Source organism: Rhodoferax koreense (assembly GCF_001955695.1).
Lineage (GTDB): Bacteria > Pseudomonadota > Gammaproteobacteria > Burkholderiales > Burkholderiaceae_C > Rhodoferax_B > Rhodoferax_B koreensis.
Genome location: NZ_CP019236.1, coordinates 5778861 through 5800473 on the forward strand (window position 1 = coordinate 5778861; position 21613 = coordinate 5800473).

Genomic DNA, 21613 nt, shown 5'->3' on the forward strand with positions numbered 1-21613 from the left:
GAGTATGGCCATGCGCACCCGGCCAGGGAAGATGCCACGGGCATCAAGGCGATAACGGGTCGTTATCATCACCCGATGAAGTTGTCTGGGCTGAAAGCTTTCGTGGCCGCCGTGGAAGAGGGCAGCCTGCGGGCGGCGGCGCGCCGCCTGGGCCTGTCGCAACCCGCCGTCACCCGGCTGGTGCGCGAGCTCGAGGTGGAGCTGTCGGCCAGCCTGTTCACGCGCACCACCGTCGGCGTGGCACCCACGGCGCAGGGCAAGGCGCTGCACGCGCGCGCGCTCGCCATCCAGCGCGAGATCGGCGCGGCGGTCGACGAGATCAACCAGCTGGGCGGCCATTTCACCGGCGAACTCAATGTGGGCGCCATGCCGCTGGCCGTGATGCTGCTGATGCCCGAGACCTTGCGCACTTTCAGCGCGGAGTTCCCGCAGGTGCAGATCCGGCTCAGCGAGGAACTGTATTTCTCGCAGTTGCAGAAGCTGCGCATGGACCAGATGGACGTGGCCGTCTGCACCATGCCCGAAGGCCTGCCGCTGGGCGAGTTCATCGTCGAGGAACTGATCACGACCTGCACCGTCGTCGTCGTGCGCCGCGGCAGCCCGCTGGCGCAGGCGAAGTCGCTCGGCGCCTTGGCGGGTGCGAAATGGGTCTACACCGGGCCCGCGGGCGCCTCGGGCTACGCCCAGCTCTTCTTCGCCCAGCATGGCCTGCCGGCGCCGCCGGTGGGTGCCGTGGTGAACTCGACGCTGGGCTTGCTGGCGCTGGTGGGCGGTGGCGATTTCGTCGGGCTGATGCCGCGCCACCTCATCGGCGACCGTATGTTCGAACACCTGCTGGAAGTCGTGCCCCTGAAGGAAGCGGGCGTACCGATGAAGGTTTGCGCGATCGCGCGCAACGACGCCTCGGTGTCACCGGTGGTCCGGCATTTCATGGCCCATCTGCACCGCGCTGCGCATCAACTGGCGCAGCCGAGGCCTGCGATCTAGGGCCTCTTCAGGTAGGGCTGCACCCAGCCCAGCCCCGCCGACGTGCCGCCCGGCTCGCCGCCGCGCCGCGGCCGGTATTCGCAGCCGATCCAGCCGGTGTAGCCGACCTCGTCCAGCACATCGAACAGATAGGGGTAGTGGACCTCGCCGGTATCGGGCTCGTGGCGCTCGGGCACGCCGGCGATCTGGATGTGGCCGACGTGGCCGGTGGGCACGTACTGGCGGATCTTCATGGCCACGTCGCCTTCGACGATCTGGCAGTGGTACAGGTCCATCTGCACCTTGAGGTTGGCCGCGCCGACCTCGTGCACGATCAGGTGCGCCTGGTCCTGCCGGTTCAGGAAGAAGCCGGGGATGTCGCGCGTGTTGATCGGCTCGATGAGCACATCCACGCCCTGCTGCGCGGCCTCGGCGGCGGCCCAGCGCAGGTTGGCGATGTAGGTGGCGCGCATCATCTCGGGCTCCGCGCCGATCAGGCCGGCCATCAGGTGGATGCGCGGCGATTTCAGCAGCCGCTGGTAGGCCAGGGCCAGCGCCACGCCCTGGCGGAACTCGGCCTCGTGCCCGGGCAGGGCGGTGGTGCCGCGCACGCCGCTGTTCCAGGCCTTGTCGATGGACGCCGCGTCGGTGCCGCCCGGCGGCATGTTGAACAGCGCAAGTTCCAGGCCGTGGTGCTGCAACCGGGCGGCGATGTCCTCGGCCGGCCAGGCGTAGGGGAACAGGAATTCGACGGCCTTGAAGCCGTCTTTCGCGGCCGCCTCGAAACGATCGAGGAACGGCACGTCGTTGTACATCATCGACAGGTTGGCGGCGAATCTGGGCATGGTGTCTCGCTTCAGAAAATGGATTACCAGCGCGCGCCGAAAGTGGCGCGCAGTTCTGCGATCTGTGCTTCGGTCAAAGATGGCGTGGCCGCCGGGCAAAGCTGCATCAGCCGTGCCGTTTCCTCGAGTTCCTCGAGCGTGGCCATGGCGGCCGCGGGGCTGTCGTGCCACACGTTCGGGCCGAGCCGCGCCAGCATCACGGCACGGATCGGCGTGCCTTCTGCGCCATAACGCGCGATGGCCTGCGCCACCAGCGCGGCCGCGGCCGGGTCGCCGGGCCGGTGGTAGGGAATCAGCGGCACATGGCCGACCTTCATCACGAAGTAGGGCGTGAGCGCGGGCAGCAGTTCCGCGCCTGCCACCCGGAGGCTCAGCGCCACGCAATGGGTGCTGTGCGTGTGGATGACACAGCGGGTTTTGGCATCAAATTGGCCCGCAGCGCTGTAGATGCCTGCGTGGAGCGCTATGGTTTTGCTAGCTTTGTCGCCACCGAGCTGCTGCGTGTTGGCATCGAGCCACGCGAGCCGCGCCGGGTCGAGCTGCCCCAGGCAGGCGTCGGTGGGCGTGATGAGAAAGCCGTCGTCGAGCCGCACGCTGATGTTGCCCGCCGTGGCATGCACATAGCCACGCGCGAACAGGCTCGCGCCGATGCGGCAGATTTCCTCGCGGGCCTGGGATTCGGTCATGGCGTCACGTCAACAGCTGGAAGGATTTGGTGAAGAAGTCGTCGGTCCCGAAGTTGCCCGACTTGAGCGTGAGATGCAAGCCGTCGCCGCGCGTGGCCGGCGACTGCGCATGGCACCACGGCACGCCGGGGTCGATCTGCGGGCCGATCCTCAGCTGCGTGACCTCGAGCGCCTGCACACAGGCCCCCGAGGTTTCTCCGCCGGCCACCACCAGTTGGCGCACGCCGCAGTCGGCCACCAGGCCGCGCGCGATGGCCGCCAGGTGATGCTCGACCAGCGCTCCGGCCTCGGCCACGCCCAGCCGACTCTGCACGGCCTGGATGGCGCCGGCCTCGGCCGTCGAATAGACGAGCACCGGGCCATCGGCGAGCAGCGGCCCGGCCCAGGCCAGCACCTCGGCCACGGCGGCATCGCCATGGTCGGCGAGGCGCAGCGGATCGATGGCGCGCGCGGGCCGGCCGCTGGCGATGAAATTTGCCACCTGGCGGTTCGTCGCGACCGAACAGCTGCCCGACACCACGGCCTGTCGGCCGCGCGGCGGCGGCAGCACGCTGGCGGTGTTCGAAGGCGCGATCCCGAAGTTGGCTGGCAGGCCGATGGCCACGCCCGAGCCCGCGGTGACCAGCGGCATGCCCTTGAGCGCCGGGCCGAGGCGCAGCAGGTCGGCATTCGACACCGCGTCCACCACCGCCAGGCCGACACCCTGCGCTCGCAGCGCGGCGATGCGCGCCGTCACGGCATCGGCGCCCTGCGCCACCACCGAGTGGTCGATCAGGCCGACCTTCTTCCGGCTTTGCGCCTGCAGCACACGCACCAGGTTGGCGTCGCGCATCGGCGTGAGCGGATGGTCGCGCATGCCGCTCTCGTTCAGCAACACGTCGCCGACGAACAGGTAACCCTTGAACACGGTACGCCCGTTGTCGGGAAAGGCCGGCGTGGCGATCGTGAAATCGGTGCCGAGCGCTTCCATCAGCGCCTCGGCCACCGGGCCGATGTTGCCGGCGGCCGTGCTGTCGAAGGTGGAGCAGTACTTGAAGTAGATCTGCTCGGCGCCCTGGGCCTGCAGCCAGGCGAGCGCGGCCAGCGACTGGTCGATGGCCTCGGCGGCCGGCAGGGTGCGCGACTTCAGCGCCACCACCACGGCATCGGCTTCGGTGTCGAGCGGCGTTCCCGGTACGCCGATGGTCTGCACCGCGCGCATGCCGGCGCGCACGAGGTTGTTGGCGAGGTCGGTGGCGCCGGTGAAATCGTCGGCGATGCAGCCGAGTCGGATGGGCATGGGTGGGCTCCTCGGAGGTTTCAGGCCGCGGCGGGCGAGGTGGTGCGCACGAAGAAATCGACGATCTTGGCCATCTGCCCGTTCATCATTTCACGGCCGCGCACCGTGCGGCAACCGCAGGCTTCGGCCAGCGCCAGCAGGGGCGTGCGTTCGGGCTTGACGATGGCATCGAAGACGATGAGTTCGGGGGGCAGGCGGTCCAGCTCGATCGGGCGGCGCGGGTCGTCCAGCATGCCGACCGGCGATGCGTTGAACAAGATGTCGATGTGCTCGACCGTGGGCGGCCCGACGGACACTTCGGTGGCCGGGCTCATGGCGCGGGCCTGCGCGGCCATGTGTTCGGCGCGCGCACCATCCAGGTCGAACAGCCGCATGGTGCGTGGCTTCTCGCTGGCGACCGCGGCGCAGATGGCCGAACCCGCACCGCCCAGGCCGATCAGCATCACGCGCTGGCCAGCCAGGCCGTAGCCGCGGCGGCGGAAGGCTTCGACACAACCGATGCCGTCGAAGATTTCCGCGGCCCAGCGGCCGTCGGGCCGGCGCGCCAGGGCGTTGAGCGCGCCCACGGCGCGGGCCTGCGGTCCGATCTCCTGCGCCAGCGCCAGCGCGCGGGCCTTGTATGGAATGGTGAAGATGAGGCCGTCGAGGTTATGGATCTTCAGGATCTCGGGCATGGCGCGGTCGAAATCGGCCTGCCGCACGTGCAGCGGCAGCAGCAACGCGTCGAGGCCGCGCCGCTGCAGCTCGAAGGTGGCCATCTCGGGCGAGCGCACCTGCTCGATCGGGTCGCCGACGATGCCGAACAGCCGCGTCCTGCCCGAGACGAAATCGACCTGTGTCTGCACCTCGGCCATCAATCGTGCGCCTTGGCCTAGGGCAACTCGATGCCCGGGAATATCTTGATCACCGCGCTGTCGTCTTCCTTGGCGAAGCCGGCGGTCGAGGCCTGCATGAACATCTGGTGCGCCGTGCTGGACAGCGGCAGCGGGAACTTGCTCGCGCGCGCCATGTCGAGCACCAGGCCCAGGTCCTTCACGAAGATGTCGACGGCCGACAGCGGCGTGTAGTCGGCTGCCAGCACATGGGCCATGCGGTTCTCGAACATCCAGCTGTTGCCGGCGCTGTGGGTGATGACCTCGTACAGCGAAGCCGGGTCCACGCCCGCGCGCAGGCCGAGCGCCATGGCCTCGGCGGCGGCGGCGATGTGCACGCCGGCCAGCAGCTGGTTGATGATCTTCACCTGGCTGCCGGCGCCGGCCTTGTCGCCGAGCCGGTACACCTTGGCGGCCATGGCGTCCAGGGTATCGCCGGCCCGGGCATAGGCTTCGGGCGTGGCGGCGGTCATCATCGTCATCTCGCCGGACGCGGCCTTGGCGGCACCACCGGAAATCGGCGCGTCGATGTAGAGCAGGCCCAGCGCGGCGAGCCGGGCTTCGAGCGCGATGGACCAGTTCGGGTCGACGGTGGAGCACATCACGAACACGCTGCCGGGCTTGAGCGAGGCCGCCAGGCTCGGGCCATCGGCCTGGCCGAACAACACGGCCTCGGTCTGCGCGGCATTCACCACCACCGAGACCACCACGTCGCAGGCCGCGCCGAGTTCGGCCAGCGACGTGCAGGCCACGCCGCCTTCCGCCGCGAAAGCCTCGGCCGCCTCGCGGCGTACGTCGAACACATGCACGCGATGGCCGGCGCGGCGCAATGACCGGGCCATGCCACCGCCCATGGCGCCCAGGCCGATCACGCCGATGTGCCGAGCTTCCATGTTCCCATCCGCCGGTTCTGCCATGTCCACCTCCTGAATTGAGCTGGTTATCATACAACTTTGGGCCATGGCCGATGTCCGGGTAACCCCCGTGGCGGCTCAGCGTCCCGCGCTCGCCGCGCCTGCCGGCAGGGCCTTGACCAGCGGTTCGGCGAGCCGGTCGCCAGCCTGGCGCCAGAACGAGGAATCGGCGAGTTCGATGCGCCGGATGGCATTGCCCATGTGGGCCGCGGCCGCGGTGCGGGCCTGCAGCGCATCGCCGGCTTCGATGGCGTCGACGATGGCCGCGTGTTCGGCCAGCACCTGCTCCATGAAGTCGGCGCGGCGGGCCTCGTTGGCCCGTGTCACCCGCGTGGCGCCGCGCAGGAACTGCGCCAGGTAATCGAGCGTGCCAATGAGGAAGGGGTTGCGCGCCGCATCGGCGATGGCACGGTGGAACAGCACGTCCTCCTCCACGCCGTCGCCGCCCGCGCGCACGGCGCGGTCCAGCGCGCGCACCGTCTGGCGGATGTGGCGGATGTCGGCCGCGCGCCGGCGTTCGGCGGCCAGCCCCGCGACCTCGGCTTCCAGCGCGCGGCGCACTTCGACCATCTGGATCACGGCGGTCTTGCTCTCGGCATGGTGGGCGTCGAAGTTCAGCGGCGCAAACGGCCGCGTGGCACTGACGAACACCCCGCTGCCCTGGCGCGAATCGACCAGGCCCAGCGACTTCATGCGCGACACGGCCTCTCGCACCACGGTGCGGCTCACCTGGAACTGCTCGACGAGCCGGGCCTCGGGCGGCAGGCGAGCGCCGGGCGCGAGCCGGCCGGTGTGGATTTCAGCGGCAAGCTGCTGCGCGACCTGGTCGGAGAGGCGGGCGCCGCTGGTCACGGGCGAGAACTGAGTGGTCATACAAAAGACAGCATCGGGAATGCGTCCAGCATAACCAATTGCCGAGCGGCCCTACCCAGTGTCTACCCGGTGGCAACCCAATGACGGTGCTATCCCTTCTGGAACTTGAACACCGCGGTGCTGGCCCGCAGGTTGGGCAGGCTGCGCACCTCGCGGCCTTCCTGCAGGCCGAAGGCATCGACCACGCGCAGGCCGTTCTTCGCGGCCAGCACCTCGAAATCCTTGAAGGTGCCGACGCGGATGTTGGGCGTGTCGTACCACTGGTAGGGCAGGCGCTTGGTGACCGGCATGCGGCCGCGCAGCACGCTCATGCGGTTGGGCCAGTGCGCGAAGTTGGGAAAGGCGACGATGCCGGTACGTCCCACACGCGCGGTTTCGCGCAGCATGACTTCGGCGTTGCGCAGGTGCTGCAAGGTGTCGATCTGCAGCACCACGTCGAAGGAGGCGTCTTCGAACAGCGCCAGGCCCTGGTCGAGGTTGAGCTGGATCACGTTCACGCCGCGCTGCACACAGGCCAGCACGTTGGTATCGGCGATCTCCACGCCGTAGCCGGTGCAGCCGCGGTGCGTCTGCAGGTGCGCCAGCAGCGCGCCGTCGCCGCAGCCCAGGTCGAGCACGCGCGAGCCTGGCGGCACCAGTTCGGCGATCGAGTGGATGGTGGTCATGTCGCTCATGCCAATTCCTTCGCGATGCCTTCGAAGTAGGACCGCACCACGTTCATGTAACGCGCATCGTCGAGCAGGAATGCGTCGTGACCATGCGGCGCATCGATCTCGGCGTAACTCAGGTTGCGCTGGTTGTCGAGCAAGGCGCGCACCATCTCGCGGCTGCGCTGCGGCGAGAACCGCCAGTCGGTGCTGAAGCTCACCAGCAGGAACTTGCAGGTAGCGCGCGCCAGGGCCTGGCTCAGGTTGCCGTTGAAAGCCAGCGCCGGATCGAAGTAGTCGAGCGCGCGCGTGATCAGCAGGTAGGTGTTGGCGTCGAAGTATTCGCTGAACTTGTCGCCCTGGTAGCGCAGGTAGCTCTCGATCTGGAACTCGACGTCCTGCGTCGAATAGCGGTAGCCGGTGGCACTGCCGACCACGGCTTCCCGGAGCTCGCGGCCGAATTTCTCGTTCATCACGTCGTCGCTGAGGTAGGTGATGTGGCCGATCATGCGCGCGATGCGCAGGCCGCGTTTGGGCACCACGTTGTGCCGGTAGAAGTGGCCGCCGTGGAAGTCGGGGTCGGTGACGATGGCGCGGCGCGCGACTTCGTTGAAGGCGATGTTCTCCGCCGTGAGGTTGGGCGCGCTGGCGATCACCACCGCATGGCGCACGCGCTCGGGGTATTGCAGCGTCCAGGACAGCGCCTGCATGCCGCCGAGGCTGCCGCCCATCACCGCGGCCAGCTGCGTGATGCCCAGCGCGTCGAGCAGGCGGGCTTGGGCGTTGACCCAGTCCTCGACGGTGACCACGGGGAAGTCGGCGCCATAGACCTCGCCGGTGTCGGGATTGGTGTGCATCGGCCCGGTGGAGCCGAAACACGAACCGAGGTTGTTCACGCCGATGACGAAGAAGCGGTCGGTGTCCAGCGGCTTGCCCGGGCCGATCATGTTGTCCCACCAGCCCTCGCTGCCGGGCTGGCCTTCGTAGACACCGGCCACGTGGTGGGAAGCGTTGAGCGCGTGGCAGACGAGCACCGCGTTGGAACGCGCCGCATTCAGCGCGCCGTAGGTCTCGTAGCTCAGCGCATAGTCGCGGATGGACGCACCGCTCTGCAGGGCCAGCGGCTCGGCAAACGGCATGGATTGGGGTATCGCAATAAAGGACATGGCAACAAAAAACCCGGCATCGCTAAAAACGAGGCCGGGTCATGGGGTCCGATGTCGTCTTTAGCTGAATTTCTAAAGCGCCCGCAAGCTGGAAACAAATCGGCGCGACTGGAATTTTAGCGCATCGCCTCAGCCCAGCGAAACGCCGTTGAACAGCGCCAGCAAGCCGAGCGCGAGAAAGAACAGCGCCGACACGCGGTGCACGATCTTGATGGGCACCAGGCGCGTCACGCGTTCACCGAGCCAGACCACAGGCGCGTTGGCCAGCATCATGCCGAAGGTGGTGCCCGCGACGACCCAGGCGTAGGCGCTGAACTTCGCGGCCAGCATCACCGTGGCGATCTGCGTCTTGTCGCCCATCTCGGCCAGGAAGAACATCAGCACCGTGGTGCCGAACACGCCGAAACGCGGCACCTTGTCGGCCTCGTCGTCGTCCAGCTTGTCGGGGATCAGCATCCAGCCGGCCATCGCGATGAACGACAGGCCGAGCACCCAGCGCAGCACATCGGGGCCGAGCTGCGTGGTGACCCAGGCGCCGACCGCGCCGGCCAGCGCGTGGTTGATCAGGGTGGCGGTCAGGATGCCGAGCACGATCGGCCAGGGTTTTTTGAACCGGGCGGCCAGCACGAGGGCGAGCAGCTGGGTTTTGTCACCCATTTCCGCGAGGGCGACGATACCGGTTGAGACGAGAAAAGCTTCCATGGGGTACTCCGGCCGGTCAACACGAACCAATGACTGCACGGCATCCCCGGCCTGAAACGGAGGCTATGCAGTCAAAGGTCTCGCTGAATCCGAAAACTTCCCGGGGCGGGAAATCCGAAGAATCGCTTGCACCATGTCCGGGCCGCAGCGCGAAGGCGACGGTCGTACAAGTCTGTTGATGCAAGCCCCTCTCAATGAAGAAGGGTGGCTACTCCCCAATGACAACCCCAGTGTAAGGCCGCTTGCTGCAACCTTCGGGTAAACCCCCAAAAAAAGTCTTTAACAATAACCACTTGCACTTGCGAGGAACTTTTTAGGAAAACCGCCGAAGATGGCGCATAATGCTCGCGTGCCTGCTGAATACAGCAGCACAGGTTTGCGGTGATTAGTCAGTTTCGCGTCTGTTAAGTCTTCATTGGTTTGTTGATTGCGGTTATCGGACTCCATCGCGTTTGCGCTTTTTTTCAAGGAGTCCTTCCATGGGCAACAAACTTTACGTGGGCAACCTGCCCTATTCTTTCCGCGACGACGACATGCACCAGGCCTTCAGCCAGTTCGGTTCGATCACCTCCGCAAAGGTCATGATGGAACGCGACACCGGCCGCTCCAAGGGTTTCGGCTTTGTCGAAATGGGCAACGATGCCGAAGCACAAGCAGCCATCAAGGGCATGAACGGTCACTCCGTCGGCGGCCGTGATCTGGTTGTCAACGAAGCTCGTCCGATGGAAGCGCGTCCTCCCCGCACTGGCGGCGGTGGCGGCTACGGCGGCGGTTCCGGTGGTGGCGGCTACGGTGGTGGTGGCGGCGGCGGCGGTTACGGCGGTGGCCGCAACAGCTACTAAGCACTTGCACCAGCTTGGCTCCGCGCCAGGCAATGCATCAAAAAGGGGCCTTCGGGCCCTTTTTTGTTGCCCTTATCGGGCATGGAAATCCATCACGTTTTTTTTGTTTGATTTCAGGCGGAGTGGTCGCATAATGCAAAAGTGTGGTTGCAAAAACTGCGCAAGTTTGCGGTGTCGGTCGGTTTCGCGCCCTAGAGTTCGGTTTGTTTCTTGCAGGACTCCATCGCTTTATTAATGTGTTTTTGAGGAGTCCCGTGATGGGCAACAAACTGTACGTTGGCAACCTTCCGTATTCGGTGCGCGACAGCGATCTGGAGCAGTCCTTCAGCCAATTCGGCAGTGTGACCAGCGCCAAGGTGATGATGGAACGCGACACCGGCCGCTCCAAGGGCTTTGGTTTCGTCGAAATGGGCAGCGATGCCGAAGCCCAGGCAGCCATCAATGGCATGAACGGCCAGTCCCTCGGTGGCCGCAGCTGCGTCGTCAATGAAGCTCGCCCCATGGAGCCACGTCCTCCGCGTAGCGGCGGCGGCGGTTATGGCGGTGGCGGCGGTGGATACGGCGGTGGTGGCGGCTACGGCGGAGGCGGCGGTGGTGGTGGATACGGCGGCGGTGGCGGCGGTGGCCGTAGCGGCGGTGGCGGCAATGGCGGCGGCTACGGTGGTGGCGGCGGCGGACGCAGCGGTGGCGGTGGTGGCGACGGCGGTTTCCGCAGCCCCTACGGCTCCGGCCCACGTGGCGGCGGCGGTGGTGGCGGTGGTGGCGGCGGTGGCAACCGCGGCGGTTACTGATCGCAGCAGCGCGCGCAGAGCAATGCGCGCTCCTGTCACAAAGGCCCGACAAGGGCCTTTTTTGCGTCCGATCACGGTGAGATCTCGCGGCGGCAAACCGCCCGAATCCCAAACTGCCGGTCTTTCTTTGCTTCCCTACGTGGCGTCGATGCGCGGTTTGCGACCCCGGCCCTGCAGCAGCCGGTCGTACAGCGCGTTCGGCAGGATCCGCAGCAGCTTGGCGGCCACACCCATCTGCCACGGGATCACGCGGTAACTCACGCCCGTCTCGATGGCTGTCAAGGCCCGCACGGCGAAATCTTCGGGCCGCATCAGAAATGGCATGCTGTAGCGGTTGACCTGCGTCAGCGGCGTGTCGACATAACCAGGCACCAGGGTGACCACCTTGACGCCGCTGGCGCGCAATTCCCCGCGCAGGCTTTCGCAATACGCCACGACGCCAGCCTTGCTCGCGCAGTAGGCGCCATGGCCGGGCAGTCCGCGGATGGCCGCCACGCTGGCGACGCCGACCAGCACGCCATGGCCGCGTTCGCTCATTTTCTGGACGAATGGCTGGAATGTCGCCGCCATGCCGGTGTTGTTGATGGCAAACGTCTGCGCCATCACCGCGATGTCCGACGCGAAGCGGGTGTCCATGCCGATGCTGATGCCGGCGCTGGCCAGCACCACATCCGGCAAACCCTGCTCGGCCAGGCAGCGGACGCCTGCGGCCATGATCCGACCCGGTTCGGCCACGTCGGCGCTATAGATTTGATACCACTCTGCGCCGATGCCATGCGCCTTAGCCCACGAATGGATCACTTCTTCCCGGCGCGCCACGAGGGCCAGCCGGTAACCGGCTCGAAAGAATTGCAGGGCCAGGGCCTGGCCGATGCCGCTCGATGCGCCGGTGATGAAAACCAGTTTGGACACAGCCGTTCGCCAGCCTATTTGCCCGCACGCGCCGGCAAGACGCCGCGCACCCGACCCCTGAGTTCCATCAGACGGTCCAGGTTGTCGTAATCCATGGCGTCGGCGGTGAACCGGTCGTTGTCGCGGATGAGCGTGACCGGCTTGTTCGACGTCACACGCTCCGCATCGGAAAAGGCATGCAGGAATTCGCCACGGAACTCCAGCTGCGGCTGGCGCCGGCCTGCCGCATCGGTCGTCGCCTGGCGCGTGACGACGGCGTTGCCGAACAGTTGCACTTCGCTGCCGTCGGCATTGCTCAGCCCCCGGTTGGCCGTGGCGTTGGTCACGCGGCCCTCCGGGTTGATCGAACGGATGCGCACCTTGTCGATCTCGATGGTGTCGGTATCGGGGTAGTGGCGCGCTTCGACGCCGAGGATTTCGCTCTTGAGCCGGCCGGTGGCATCGAAAGTCTTGATCGAGAACTCGCGCATGAAATAGTCGGGCTCGTGCCGCACGGGCGCCGTCACCTCGGGCAGGCCGAGCATGGGCGCGTTGCGCACCAGCCAATAGGTGCCCAGCGCGAGCAGCCCCATCAGGATCAGCGGCAGGTAGATCGAAACGCGCTCCCAGGCCGCACGCAACAAGGCCATCACGCGAGCGACTCCTGCAGCAGTCCGGCATAGCGGCCGCTGGCCATCAGCAACACGTCGCAGAACTCGCGCGCCGCGCCGAAACCACCTTGGCGCAAGGTCACGTGGTGCACCCGTGCCGCCACCTCGGCGTGGGCATTGGCCGGGGCACACGCAAACGCGCAGCGCGTCAGCACCGGCAGATCGGGCCAGTCGTCACCCATGGCCGCGGCCTGGGACCAGTCCAGGCCCAGCGTGGCCAGGATCTGTTCGGCCGCGGGGCGCTTGTCTTCGGTACCGTAGAACACATGCTGGATGCCCAGCGCCGCGAGCCGATGGCGCAGCGGCTTGGAATCGCGGCCGGTGATGACCGCTGGCGTGATGCCGATGGCCCGCAACAGCTTCAGGCCCTGACCGTCGAGCGTGTGGAAACGCTTGAGGGTTTCGCCCGACTCGGTGAAATACACGCCGCCATCGGTGAGCACGCCGTCCACGTCGAAGAAGGCCACGCGCACACCCTGGGCCTTCAGCAGCAATTCGGGGGGCAGGGTCAGGGCAGGCAGCATGGGATGGACGGAAGCAAAAGACGGAGACGAAGCATCAGATAACCTTGGCGCGCAGCAGGTCGTTGGTGTTGAGCGCGCCGCACAGCCGCTGCTGTTCGTCCACCACCAGCACGCTGGTGATGCGGTGCTGCTCCATGAGCTCGGCGGCCTCGGCGGCCAGGGCGTGGCTGGCGATGGTGCGCGGGCCAGGGTGCATGACCTCGTGCGCCTGCAGGCCGCGCAGATCGATGCCGCGCTCGATCAGCCGGCGCAGGTCGCCGTCGGTGAAGATGCCGAGCACCCCGTCGTTGGCATCGACGATGGCCGAGGCGCCCAGGCCCTTGCGGCTCATTTCGCGCATGAGCTCGCCGAACGGCGTGTCCGCCGTCACGCGCGGCACCGCGTCGCCGATGCGCATCACGTCGCTCACATGGGTCAGTAGCTTGCGCCCGAGCGCACCGCCGGGATGGGAGCGCGCGAAATCATCCGGTGCGAAACCGCGCGCCTCGAGCAGGGCCACGGCGAGCGCGTCGCCGAGCGCCAGTTGCGCCGTGGTGCTGGCCGTGGGCGCGAGGTTCAGCGGACACGCCTCCTTGTCGACGCCGCCGTCGAGCACCTCGGTGGCGTGTCGGGCCAGCGTGGACTGCAGGCCGCCGGTAATCGCCACCAGCGGCACGCCCTGGCGCTTGAGCGCCGGCAGCAGCACGGTGAGTTCGGCGCTCTCGCCGCTGTTGGAAATCGCCAGCACCAGGTCGTCCGCCTGCACCATGCCCAAGTCGCCATGGCTGGCCTCGGCGGGATGCACGAAGAACGCGGGCGTGCCGGTGGAGGCCAGCGTGGCGGCGATCTTGCGCCCGATATGGCCGCTCTTGCCCATGCCCATCACCACCACGCGCCCACGCAGCGCGAGGATGGTCTGCACCACCCGCACGAAGCCGTCGCCGAGCCGCGCCTTCAGGCCGAGCACGGCCGCAGCCTCGATGTCGAAGGTTTCCCCGGCCCGGCGCAGGATGGCGGCGGCATCGAAGGACGGGGCAGACTCGGGCACTTGGATCATGCGCCGATTCTATCGGCGCACTCTGGAGCACAGCCTCGCGCAGAAAGGTAGCCGTACCAGGCCTATGCCTTGCTAGCATAGTGGCATGAACCGCCCCCTGACATGACCTCGCTCGAACTCACGCTGCTGTACCTGCTGGCCGCCGTGCTGGGCGTGGTCACGTTCCGTTCGCTGAAGCTGCCGCCGATGCTGGGCTACCTCGTGGTCGGCGTGATCATCGGGCCGAACGCGCTGGCGCTGGCGCAGAACTCCGAGGGCATCTCGCACCTGGGTGAATTCGGCGTCGTGTTCCTGATGTTCGTGATCGGCCTCGAATTCAACCTGCCCAAGCTGCGCGCGATGCGCCGCCATGTGTTCGGGCTCGGCCTGTTCCAGGTCACGCTGACGATGCTGCTGGCCACCTTCGCCTCGCTGATGTTCGCCGCGATGGCGCCGACGGTCTGGAACATGCGCTGGCAGACGGCGCTGGCGCTGTCGGGCGCATTGGCCATGAGCAGCACGGCCATCGTGGTCAAGCTGATGGCCGAGCGGCTGGAAATGGAGTCCGAACACGGCAAGCGCGTGATGGGCGTGCTGCTGTTCCAGGACTTGGCCGTGGTGCCGCTGCTGGTGCTGATCCCGGCGCTCGGCTCCTCGCCGGAGAGGCTTTTCTTCGCGCTGGCGCTGGCCACGCTCAAGGCCGCAGTGCTGATCACGGTGCTGCTGGTCGGCGGCCAGAAGGTGATGCGCTGGTGGCTGACCATCGTGGCGCGGCGCAAGAGCGAAGAACTTTTTGTGCTGAACCTGCTGCTCATCACGCTCGGCCTGGCCTGGCTCACCGAACAGGCCGGCCTGAGCCTGGCGCTGGGCGCCTTCATCGCCGGCATGCTGATCTCGGAGACCGAATACAAGCACCAGGTGGAAACCGACATCCGGCCATTCCACGACGTGCTGCTCGGCCTGTTCTTCATCACCATCGGCATGAAGCTCGACTGGCGGCTGGTGCTGGAAAACTGGGCGCTGGTCCTGCTGCTGTTCTCCCTGCCGGTGCTGTTCAAGCTGGTGATGATCACCGCGCTGGCCAAGGGCCTGGGCGGCACGGCGGGCGTGTCGCTGCGCACCGGGCTGTACCTCGCGCAGGCGGGGGAGTTCGGCTTCGTGCTGCTCACGCTGGCGCAGGAAAGCCGCCTGGTGCCACCGAACCTGCTGAATCCGATCCTGGCCAGCATGGTGCTGTCGATGCTGGCCACGCCGTTCATCATCATGGCCAGCAACACGGTGGTAATGAAGCTGGTCAGCAGCGAGTGGCTGCAGCAGTCCCTCCAGATGACCACCATCGCGCGCAAGTCGATCAATGCCAACAAACACGTGATCATCTGCGGCTATGGCCGCTGCGGCCAGAACCTGGCACGCATGCTGGAGCGCGAAGGCATTCCCTACATGGCGCTCGACCTCGACCCCGACCGCGTGCGCAAGGCCGCCGCCGCTGGCGACTCGGTGGTGTTCGGCGACGCCGCACGCATGCAGGCGCTGATCGCCGCCGGCCTGGCGCGCGCGAGTGCGGTCGTCGTCACCTACCTCGACGTGCCGGGTGCGATCAAGGTGCTGTCACACATCCGCGCGCATGCGCCGCAGGTGCCGGTGATCGTGCGCACGCAGGACGACCACGACCTCGAACGCCTGCGCGATGCCGGCGCCACCGAGGTCGTGCCCGAGGCCATCGAAGGCTCGCTGATGCTGGCCAGCCATGCCCTGGCCCTGGTCGGCGTGCCGATGCGGCGCGTGATCCGGGTGGTGCAGGACCAGCGCGACGCACGTTACAACCTGCTGCGCGGCTATTTCCACGGCGCCGACGACGACGGGCTGGATGAACTGCACCACGAGCGCCTGTCCACCGTCACGCTGACCATCGCCGCCAAGTCGCTCGGCAAGCCGCTGGGCCGCCTGGCCCTGCATGCGCTGGGCGTGCGCGTGGTCAGCCTGCGCCGCCAGAATGGCAAGCTCGAGCCCGCCAACGACGAGTTGCTGCTGCAGGATGGCGATACGCTGGTGCTGTCGGGCAAGGCCGAGACGCTGGCGCTGGCCGAGGGCAAGTTCTTCGCCGGCCACTGAAGGCGCGGCGATCCGACGTCAACGCAGATCGCCGTATTGCGTGGCGCTCAACGCGTCGGGGCGGTGGTCGGGATGCTGCATTTCGGTGTCGTCGAAGCCGCTGTCCGAAGGTGGCTTGCTGCGCGGCCCGGAGCGCACCACCGCCCCCCCCGGCATGGCGACGCCCTGCCCGGCGGCGGCCAGCGCGCGCTTGAACGCCTCCACCTCGTCGGCCTGGATCGGCTCGAACCGGCCCGTCGACTTGGCCGGCGTGCCGAGCGCGGGTTCCGCCAGAGGCGCAGGCGTGCTGGCCGGTGCAGGCTTGGGCTTGGCCGCGAACACGGCCGGGGTCGGGGTCGTCTTCGGCAGGCCCATGGCCACATGGTCGTTGGTACGCCAATAGACGGCGGTGATCACCAGGTCGTAACGCGCCTTGGCGGTCTGGATGATCTGGGACTCGATCTTGGACAGCCGACCGGTGTCGCCGCCGAGTTGCGGCGCCAGGTCGACCATCACCAGGAATTGCCGGCCGCGTTCGTCGAGCGCGAGCACCTTGAACTTGAAGCTCGCGGTCAGCACACCCGCATGCAGCATGGCTTCGCGCACCACGCTGTACAGCCATTCGCGGCGTTCCATGCGTTCGTTCTTGAGAATCTTGGCCTGGTCCTGGTTGGCGCCGCCGCTGCCGCCCTTCACGGATCGTTCCGCCACGGGCGTCGAAAAACCCGAGGTGGCGCCAGCGTCCTTGCGCCTGGGCATCGATTTACGTGAAAACCAACTCAACAAGGACATGCTGCTTCTTTCATCCAGGCGATGGCAGGAAGGCCATGGAACCTTTGCGACACCAGTTTAACCGGCCCTCCGCCGCGCTGCCGGCGGGGATCAGGTCACGGCCGCGCGGTATTTGCTGCTGAACAGCCGCTTGGCGACCACCGAACCCGCGGCCATGGCCACCTGCAGCGCGATTTCGGGTTTGCGGTGCGACAGTTCGGCGAAACGCATCGGCGACAGGCTCCACAGCCTGCAGGCGCTGCCGACCTGCACCGTGGCGCTGCGCGGCATGTGAGAGAAAAAGCCACCTTCGCCCACGGCCGAGCCGGCACCGATGGTGGCCAGCCGCGTGTGGCCCTGCCTGTCCTCGAAATGCACGCTCAAGGAACCACTTTCGACAAAGTACAGCGTGCGGTCGGTCGCGCCCTGCTTGAACAGCATCTGGCCTGCGGCCATGGTGACGGGCTGCATGTAGCTCGCCAAGGTCTCCCATTGGCTCGGCGACAACACCAGCATGAGCGAGTCGTCGCCCTGGTTGTGGGTGATGGCATCGATCAGACCTTGCACCTCCAGTGCGTCCGATGCCGGCAGTGGTGTGTTCATGGCATGAAGTTACTGTGGATGGGCGCGGGCTGCAAGCGGTCTTTTTGCGAGCCCGATGGCCGGGGGAAAGCTCACTTGCCGATGCAGAAGCTGGAGAAGATCACGCCCAGCAGATCGTCCGAGCTGAATTCGCCGGTGATTTGGTTCAGCGCGTTCTGCGCCAGCCGCAGTTCCTCGGCCAGCAGATCCAGCATCTGCGCCTGCGCCGCGAGCTGGGTTTCGGCCTGCGACAGGTGCGCATCGACCCGGCGCAGGGCCTGCACATGGCGCTCGCGGGCGATGTAGACGCCTTCGGGAGCGGATTGCCAGCCCGCAACCTCCAGCAGCTTGCGGCGCAGGGTGTCGAGCCCGGCGCCCGTTTTGGCCGACAGGCGCAAGCCAGCGGCAGGCGCCGTCGCCTCCACATCGGCCTTGTTCCACACATCGATCACCGGCACGCGCGGCGGCAGTTTTTCGGTCAGTAGGGCGGCGATCGCGGCATCCGCCGCCTGGTAGTCCGCGCCGCCTGCGCGGGTGAGGTCATGCAGGAACAGCACGGCGTCCGCAGCCTCGATTTCCGTCCAGGCGCGCGCAATGCCGATCTTTTCCACCTCGTCCTCGCTGTGGCGCAGGCCGGCGGTGTCGATCACATGCACCGGCACCCCTTCGATCTGGATGGTCTGCGCCACCTTGTCGCGCGTGGTGCCGGCGATCGGCGTGACGATGGCCAGTTCGGCGCCCGCCAAAGCATTCAGCAGCGAAGACTTGCCCGCGTTCGGCTGGCCGGCGATGACCACCTTGATGCCGTCGCGCAGCAGCGCGCCCTGTTCGGTGCGGCGCATCACGCCGGCCAAGGTGTGCTTCAATTTCGATAGCTGCCCGTGCGCGTCCGCCTTCTGCAGGAAGTCGATTTCTTCCTCAGGAAAATCGAGCGTGGCCTCGACCAGCATGCGCAGGTGGATCAGGGCATCGCGCAGGGCGTGGATCTCGCTGGAAAACGCCCCGGACAAGGAGCGGCTCGCGCTGCGCGCCGCGGCCTCGGTGCTGGCGTCGATCAGGTCGGCCACGGCCTCGGCTTGCGCCAGGTCGATCTTGTCATTGAGGAAGGCACGCTCGGTGAATTCGCCCGGTTGCGCCACGCGCACGCAGATCGCCGCGCCGGCCTCCAGGCACCGCGCCAGCAACAACTGCAGCACCACCGGCCCGCCATGGGCCTGCAGTTCGAGCACGTCCTCCCCGGTATAGGAATGCGGCGCGGGGAAATGGATGGCCAGGCCCTGGTCGATGGGCTGGGCCTGCGCGTCGCGGAACGGCAGATAAGTGGCTTCGCGCGGCTTTAGCGACCGCGCGCAGACCGCTTCGATCAGCGGCGCGAGGTTCTTGCCGCTGATGCGCACGATGCCCACGCCGCCGCGGCCGGGGGCGGTGGCGATGGCGGCGATCGGGTCAGCGTGGCGGGCCAGCATGGGCAATCTCCTGAAATGAAAAAGGCCGCCTCGGTGGAGGCGGCCCCTGAGCCTAACGCCGGATCAGCGGAATTTAGGCAGATGGAACTTCGGTGGCACACCCATGCGCTTGTTGATCAGCCATTGCTGGGCGATCGACAGCGTGTTGTTGGTGATCCAGTACATCACCAGGCCGGCCGGGAAGAAGAAGAACATCACCGAGAAGATCAGCGGCATGAACCACATCAGCTTGGCCTGCATCGGATCCGGCGGCGCGGGGTTCAGCGCGGTCTGCAGCAAGCTGGTGAAGGTCATCACCAGCGGCAGGATGAAGTACGGATCGGGCGAGGACAGGTCATGGATCCACAGCGCCCACGGCGCGCCGCGCATTTCCACGCTGGACAGCAGCACCCAGTACAGCGCGATGAACACCGGGATCTGGATCATGATCGGGAAGCAGCCGCCCATCGGGTTGATCTTTTCCTCGCGGTAGATCTTCATCATGGCCTGCTGCATTTCCTGCGGCTTGTCCTTCAGGCGCTCACGCATTTCGGTGATACGTGGGTTGACGGCCTTCATCTTGGCCATGCTGGCATAGGCCTTGGCGTTGAGCCAGTAGAACGCGGCCTTGAGCAGCACCACGAGCGCCACGATGGACCAGCCCCAGTTCTGGATGAAGCTGTGCAGTTTGTCGAGCAGCCAGTAGAGCGGCTTGGACAGGATCGTCAGCCAGCCGTAGTCCTTCACCAGTTCCAGGCCGGGCGAGAGCGACTCGAGCACCTTCTCGAGTTGCGGGCCGACAAAAATGCGCGCCGACACCGACTTGGTGGTGCCGGGTGCGATGTTGTCCACCGGCGTGATCATGCCGACCGAATACAGGTTGGTATCGACCTTGCGCATGAACAGGTCGCGCGGAATGTTGTCGCCCAGCAGCCAGGCGCTAGCGAAATAGTGCTGCACCATGGCGACGTAGCCGTTGGTCGCATGTTTTTCGATGTCGACGCTGTTGTCCTCGATCTTCTTGAATTCGACCTTCTGGTACTTCTTGGCATCGGTGTAGACCGCCGGGCCGGTGAAGGTGGAGTAGAACGACGACTCGCCCGGCGGCTTGGTGCCGTCGCGCACGAGTTGCAGGTAGAGCTGCGGCGACACCGGCACCGTTCCGACGTTGACCACGTCGTGCTGCACGCGGATGGCGTAGGAGCCGCGCTCCAGCGTATAGGTCTTGACCAGCTTCACGCCGCCGACTTCGGGCGATTCGAACTTCACCACCAGTTCGTTCACGCCGTCCTTCAGGCTGCGCTCGCCAGGCACGGCGGTCATCACCGTCTTGTGGCTCGGGAAGCTGCCGCCCGCGGCACCGCCGATCAGGCCGGTCTGGGCCAGGTAGACACGGCTGGCACTCTCATCCAGCAGCACGAAGTTCTTGGCCTTGTCGACCGTGTCGAAATACTTCAGCAGTTCCGAACCGATGAGCGAACCACCCTCGGTGTCGAAAGTCAGCTTGAGCACGTCTGTGCTGACTTCGAGCTTTTCACGCGGTGCGGCAACGGCGGGTGGGTTGGCACCAGGCACCTGGGCCGGGAGCGCGGCACCCGGTGTGCTCGACGCCACCGGCGCGGGCACGCTGGAAGCACCCGCCGATGCGCCTGCAGCCGGCGCCTTCACGACCTCGGCTGGCTTGGCGCCGGAGGGGAAGAAGGTGGCCTTGTGCCCGTTGTAAACCTGCCATTGGTCCCATAACAACACCATGGAGAAACCAAAAATCACCCACAGGATGGTTCGGCGAATATCGTTCATGAAGACTTCTTCTGTGAAGGGGGAGAAAGCAGTTGGGTGAAAAACCGGGGTGGCCGCGCCGGCACGGGATCGTGCCCGCCCGCGCACCAGGGGTGACACCGCATCAGACGGTGCACGGTCAAATAAGTGCCTGCTGCAGCGCCGTGTCGTTCCAGCGCTTCGAGCGAATAGGCCGAGCAGCTGGGCTCGAAACGGCAGGCCGAGCCCAGCCATGGGCTCAACAGCAGCCGATAGCCACGCACCAGCCCCATCAACGCGGCCTTGATCATGCGGCGGCAACCGGAAGAGGTGCGACTTCGGCGCGTTCGAACAACTGCAACAGCTCCGTTCGCACGGCCAGCTTCAATGCCTCCGAAGTCGCACTGATGAACTGCTTGCGGTCGAATCCGCTGCGTAGCCGTACCACATGCGCCGCCTCGGGCCAGCGCGGCTCGAAAGCCTGACTCACCGTGTAGATCTGGCGCTTGATGGCGTTGCGCGTAACGGCCCGCTTGGCCCATCGCTTGGGCACGAGCGCACCGATCCACACGCCGTCCACGGCAAACAGGGCCTGCGGTCGCGTGGACTCGGGCCCTGTGGCTGCCGAAGCAGCGGTAGCGGATGCGGATGGCTGTGACGGCACGGGAAGATTCAGCCGGTGCAGCACGAAATGCGCCGTGCGTGACACCGTTTTGCCGCCCATGACCGCCTGAAACTGCGCGCGCGTCTTCAAACGCTGCACAACAAGGCCTCACGACGGAAACAAGCTGAAGACAAGGGTCCCAAAGGCCGAGATCGCGCCTTGAAGCGCCGCCGGCTTAGACAGCCAGGCGCTTGCGGCCCTTGGCACGGCGCGCGTTGATCACGGCGCGGCCGCCACGGGTCTTCATGCGGACCAGGAAACCGTGGGTGCGGGCGCGTTTGATTTTGGATGGCTGATAAGTGCGTTTCATGATGACTTCCTTGAAGGGTTCGAATCAGCGGCGCCCTACAAAAGAGAGAAGCACATCGCCGAAGAGCGAGCCGGAGCCCTGAGGCTTGTTCCGGTGTTCTGGTTGAATGCCCCTGATGAAGCACAAAAATGCGGCGCTCAGGGAAACCAATGATTATGGCAAATTTCCACGGCCCCGACAAGACACTTTGTGTTTCAAGCCCTTGGCGCCTGCCGTGAATGGTCGGCGCGCGATTGTGGATAAGGGTTTGATAAAGGATAATGCCGGGTGCACAAAAACAAATTTATCCACAGAAGAAGAACGCCACA

Annotated in this window: 24 protein-coding genes and 1 riboswitch; of the genes, 4 read left to right on the plus strand and 20 right to left on the minus strand. The window is 66.4% G+C overall.

What is annotated here, in order from left to right:
- The first annotated feature begins 75 nt into the window (after positions 1-75).
- Positions 76-987: a LysR family transcriptional regulator gene (locus RD110_RS26660; protein WP_076204032.1), complete on the plus strand. Its 912-nt coding sequence runs from the start codon at positions 76-78 to the stop codon at positions 985-987.
- Here the strand turns inward: RD110_RS26660 and otnI are convergent.
- From otnI to RD110_RS26705, 9 genes are all read right to left on the minus strand, one after another.
- Positions 984-1811: a 2-oxo-tetronate isomerase gene (gene otnI / locus RD110_RS26665; protein WP_076204035.1), complete on the minus strand. Its 828-nt coding sequence runs from the start codon at positions 1809-1811 to the stop codon at positions 984-986. The two genes, RD110_RS26660 and otnI, sit on opposite strands and share 4 nt — an antisense overlap.
- 23 nt (positions 1812-1834) lie before the next feature.
- Positions 1835-2497, minus strand: coding sequence for a class II aldolase/adducin family protein (locus tag RD110_RS26670; protein ID WP_076204038.1), 663 nt, complete (start codon positions 2495-2497; stop codon positions 1835-1837).
- A gap of 4 nt (positions 2498-2501) precedes the next feature.
- A complete protein-coding gene (gene otnK / locus RD110_RS26675; RefSeq protein ID WP_076204041.1) occupies positions 2502-3776 on the minus strand; it encodes a 3-oxo-tetronate kinase in 1275 nt (424 codons plus the stop codon).
- A gap of 20 nt (positions 3777-3796) precedes the next feature.
- Positions 3797-4630, minus strand: a complete 834-nt coding sequence (locus RD110_RS26680) for a shikimate dehydrogenase family protein (protein WP_076204043.1) — start codon at positions 4628-4630, stop codon at positions 3797-3799.
- A 17-nt stretch (positions 4631-4647) separates the two neighbouring features.
- Entirely contained in the window at positions 4648-5565 is a 918-nt protein-coding gene (gene ltnD, locus RD110_RS26685; RefSeq protein WP_239467136.1) for an L-threonate dehydrogenase, read from the minus strand.
- A gap of 75 nt (positions 5566-5640) precedes the next feature.
- Positions 5641-6435 carry a FadR/GntR family transcriptional regulator gene (locus RD110_RS26690; RefSeq protein WP_076204046.1) on the minus strand — a complete coding sequence of 265 codons (795 nt, stop codon included), beginning with the start codon at positions 6433-6435 and terminating at the stop codon, positions 5641-5643.
- Positions 6436-6524: 89 nt separating this feature from the next.
- Complete coding sequence (metW, locus tag RD110_RS26695) at positions 6525-7109, minus strand: methionine biosynthesis protein MetW (RefSeq protein WP_076204049.1); 585 nt, start codon at positions 7107-7109, stop codon at positions 6525-6527.
- Complete coding sequence (gene metX / locus RD110_RS26700; RefSeq protein ID WP_076204051.1) at positions 7106-8248, minus strand: homoserine O-succinyltransferase MetX; 1143 nt, start codon at positions 8246-8248, stop codon at positions 7106-7108. Before metX ends, metW begins: the two co-directional genes overlap by 4 nt.
- 129 nt (positions 8249-8377) lie before the next feature.
- The gene (locus RD110_RS26705) at positions 8378-8950 is read right to left on the minus strand and encodes a TMEM165/GDT1 family protein (RefSeq protein ID WP_076204053.1); all 573 of its coding nucleotides are present in this window, start codon (positions 8948-8950) and stop codon (positions 8378-8380) included.
- Between the two features lie 94 nt (positions 8951-9044).
- Positions 9045-9184: riboswitch (yybP-ykoY riboswitch) on the minus strand.
- Positions 9185-9429: 245 nt separating this feature from the next.
- On the opposite strand from RD110_RS26705, the gene RD110_RS28880 reads away from it, so the two are divergent.
- The gene (locus RD110_RS28880; RefSeq protein WP_076204056.1) at positions 9430-9792 is read left to right on the plus strand and encodes an RNA recognition motif domain-containing protein; all 363 of its coding nucleotides are present in this window, start codon (positions 9430-9432) and stop codon (positions 9790-9792) included.
- Positions 9793-10049: 257 nt separating this feature from the next.
- Positions 10050-10583, plus strand: coding sequence for an RNA recognition motif domain-containing protein (locus RD110_RS28280; protein ID WP_076204058.1), 534 nt, complete (start codon positions 10050-10052; stop codon positions 10581-10583).
- Between the two features lie 135 nt (positions 10584-10718).
- Here the strand turns inward: RD110_RS28280 and RD110_RS26720 are convergent, their stop codons facing one another.
- From RD110_RS26720 to RD110_RS26735, 4 genes are read right to left on the minus strand one after another with little or no spacing between them, the layout of a single operon-like run.
- Complete coding sequence (locus RD110_RS26720; protein ID WP_239467137.1) at positions 10719-11495, minus strand: SDR family oxidoreductase; 777 nt, start codon at positions 11493-11495, stop codon at positions 10719-10721.
- A gap of 14 nt (positions 11496-11509) precedes the next feature.
- Positions 11510-12127, minus strand: coding sequence for an LPS export ABC transporter periplasmic protein LptC (gene lptC / locus RD110_RS26725; RefSeq protein WP_076204061.1), 618 nt, complete (start codon positions 12125-12127; stop codon positions 11510-11512).
- Positions 12124-12669 carry a KdsC family phosphatase gene (locus RD110_RS26730; RefSeq protein ID WP_076204064.1) on the minus strand — a complete coding sequence of 182 codons (546 nt, stop codon included), beginning with the start codon at positions 12667-12669 and terminating at the stop codon, positions 12124-12126. Before RD110_RS26730 ends, lptC begins: the two co-directional genes overlap by 4 nt.
- Positions 12670-12703: 34 nt before the next feature.
- On the minus strand, positions 12704-13705 hold the full coding sequence (locus tag RD110_RS26735) for a KpsF/GutQ family sugar-phosphate isomerase (RefSeq protein ID WP_076204066.1): 1002 nt from the start codon (positions 13703-13705) through the stop codon (positions 12704-12706).
- 102 nt (positions 13706-13807) lie between these two features.
- On the opposite strand from RD110_RS26735, the gene RD110_RS26740 reads away from it, so the two are divergent.
- Positions 13808-15796, plus strand: coding sequence for a monovalent cation:proton antiporter family protein (locus tag RD110_RS26740; protein ID WP_076204068.1), 1989 nt, complete (start codon positions 13808-13810; stop codon positions 15794-15796).
- Between the two features lie 18 nt (positions 15797-15814).
- On the opposite strand, the gene RD110_RS26745 is transcribed toward RD110_RS26740, so the two are convergent.
- The 7 genes from RD110_RS26745 to rpmH form a co-directional block, all read right to left on the minus strand.
- Positions 15815-16534, minus strand: coding sequence for a hypothetical protein (locus RD110_RS26745; protein WP_239467138.1), 720 nt, complete (start codon positions 16532-16534; stop codon positions 15815-15817).
- 123 nt (positions 16535-16657) lie between these two features.
- The gene (locus tag RD110_RS26750; protein WP_076204073.1) at positions 16658-17149 is read right to left on the minus strand and encodes a Crp/Fnr family transcriptional regulator; all 492 of its coding nucleotides are present in this window, start codon (positions 17147-17149) and stop codon (positions 16658-16660) included.
- Positions 17150-17220: 71 nt separating this feature from the next.
- Positions 17221-18594 (minus strand): tRNA uridine-5-carboxymethylaminomethyl(34) synthesis GTPase MnmE, encoded by a 1374-nt coding sequence (gene mnmE, locus RD110_RS26755; RefSeq protein WP_076204076.1) that lies wholly within the window; start codon positions 18592-18594, stop codon positions 17221-17223.
- A gap of 63 nt (positions 18595-18657) precedes the next feature.
- Complete coding sequence (yidC, locus tag RD110_RS26760; RefSeq protein WP_076204079.1) at positions 18658-20373, minus strand: membrane protein insertase YidC; 1716 nt, start codon at positions 20371-20373, stop codon at positions 18658-18660.
- Positions 20370-20642, minus strand: a complete 273-nt coding sequence (yidD, locus tag RD110_RS28435; protein ID WP_076204082.1) for a membrane protein insertion efficiency factor YidD — start codon at positions 20640-20642, stop codon at positions 20370-20372. Before yidD ends, yidC begins: the two co-directional genes overlap by 4 nt.
- On the minus strand, positions 20639-21094 hold the full coding sequence (locus RD110_RS26770) for a ribonuclease P protein component (RefSeq protein WP_076204084.1): 456 nt from the start codon (positions 21092-21094) through the stop codon (positions 20639-20641). Before RD110_RS26770 ends, yidD begins: the two co-directional genes overlap by 4 nt.
- Before the next feature lie 76 nt (positions 21095-21170).
- Complete coding sequence (gene rpmH / locus RD110_RS26775) at positions 21171-21305, minus strand: 50S ribosomal protein L34 (RefSeq protein ID WP_066096666.1); 135 nt, start codon at positions 21303-21305, stop codon at positions 21171-21173.
- Between the last annotated feature and the right edge of the window lie 308 nt (positions 21306-21613).

Coding starts and splice junctions, on each gene's coding strand:
- RD110_RS26660 (WP_076204032.1), top strand. CDS start 76: ATGAAGTTGTCTGGGCTGAAAGCTTTCGTGGCCGCCGTGGAAGAGGGC.
- otnI (WP_076204035.1), bottom strand. CDS start 1,811: ATGCCCAGATTCGCCGCCAACCTGTCGATGATGTACAACGACGTGCCG.
- RD110_RS26670 (WP_076204038.1), bottom strand. CDS start 2,497: ATGACCGAATCCCAGGCCCGCGAGGAAATCTGCCGCATCGGCGCGAGC.
- otnK (WP_076204041.1), bottom strand. CDS start 3,776: ATGCCCATCCGACTCGGCTGCATCGCCGACGATTTCACCGGCGCCACC.
- RD110_RS26680 (WP_076204043.1), bottom strand. CDS start 4,630: ATGGCCGAGGTGCAGACACAGGTCGATTTCGTCTCGGGCAGGACGCGG.
- ltnD (WP_239467136.1), bottom strand. CDS start 5,565: ATGGCAGAACCGGCGGATGGGAACATGGAAGCTCGGCACATCGGCGTG.
- RD110_RS26690 (WP_076204046.1), bottom strand. CDS start 6,435: ATGACCACTCAGTTCTCGCCCGTGACCAGCGGCGCCCGCCTCTCCGAC.
- metW (WP_076204049.1), bottom strand. CDS start 7,109: ATGAGCGACATGACCACCATCCACTCGATCGCCGAACTGGTGCCGCCA.
- metX (WP_076204051.1), bottom strand. CDS start 8,248: ATGTCCTTTATTGCGATACCCCAATCCATGCCGTTTGCCGAGCCGCTG.
- RD110_RS26705 (WP_076204053.1), bottom strand. CDS start 8,950: ATGGAAGCTTTTCTCGTCTCAACCGGTATCGTCGCCCTCGCGGAAATG.
- RD110_RS28880 (WP_076204056.1), top strand. CDS start 9,430: ATGGGCAACAAACTTTACGTGGGCAACCTGCCCTATTCTTTCCGCGAC.
- RD110_RS28280 (WP_076204058.1), top strand. CDS start 10,050: ATGGGCAACAAACTGTACGTTGGCAACCTTCCGTATTCGGTGCGCGAC.
- RD110_RS26730 (WP_076204064.1), bottom strand. CDS start 12,669: ATGCTGCCTGCCCTGACCCTGCCCCCCGAATTGCTGCTGAAGGCCCAG.
- RD110_RS26735 (WP_076204066.1), bottom strand. CDS start 13,705: ATGATCCAAGTGCCCGAGTCTGCCCCGTCCTTCGATGCCGCCGCCATC.
- RD110_RS26740 (WP_076204068.1), top strand. CDS start 13,808: ATGACCTCGCTCGAACTCACGCTGCTGTACCTGCTGGCCGCCGTGCTG.
- RD110_RS26745 (WP_239467138.1), bottom strand. CDS start 16,534: ATGCCCAGGCGCAAGGACGCTGGCGCCACCTCGGGTTTTTCGACGCCC.
- RD110_RS26750 (WP_076204073.1), bottom strand. CDS start 17,149: ATGAACACACCACTGCCGGCATCGGACGCACTGGAGGTGCAAGGTCTG.
- mnmE (WP_076204076.1), bottom strand. CDS start 18,594: ATGCTGGCCCGCCACGCTGACCCGATCGCCGCCATCGCCACCGCCCCC.
- yidC (WP_076204079.1), bottom strand. CDS start 20,373: ATGAACGATATTCGCCGAACCATCCTGTGGGTGATTTTTGGTTTCTCC.
- yidD (WP_076204082.1), bottom strand. CDS start 20,642: ATGATCAAGGCCGCGTTGATGGGGCTGGTGCGTGGCTATCGGCTGCTG.
- rpmH (WP_066096666.1), bottom strand. CDS start 21,305: ATGAAACGCACTTATCAGCCATCCAAAATCAAACGCGCCCGCACCCAC.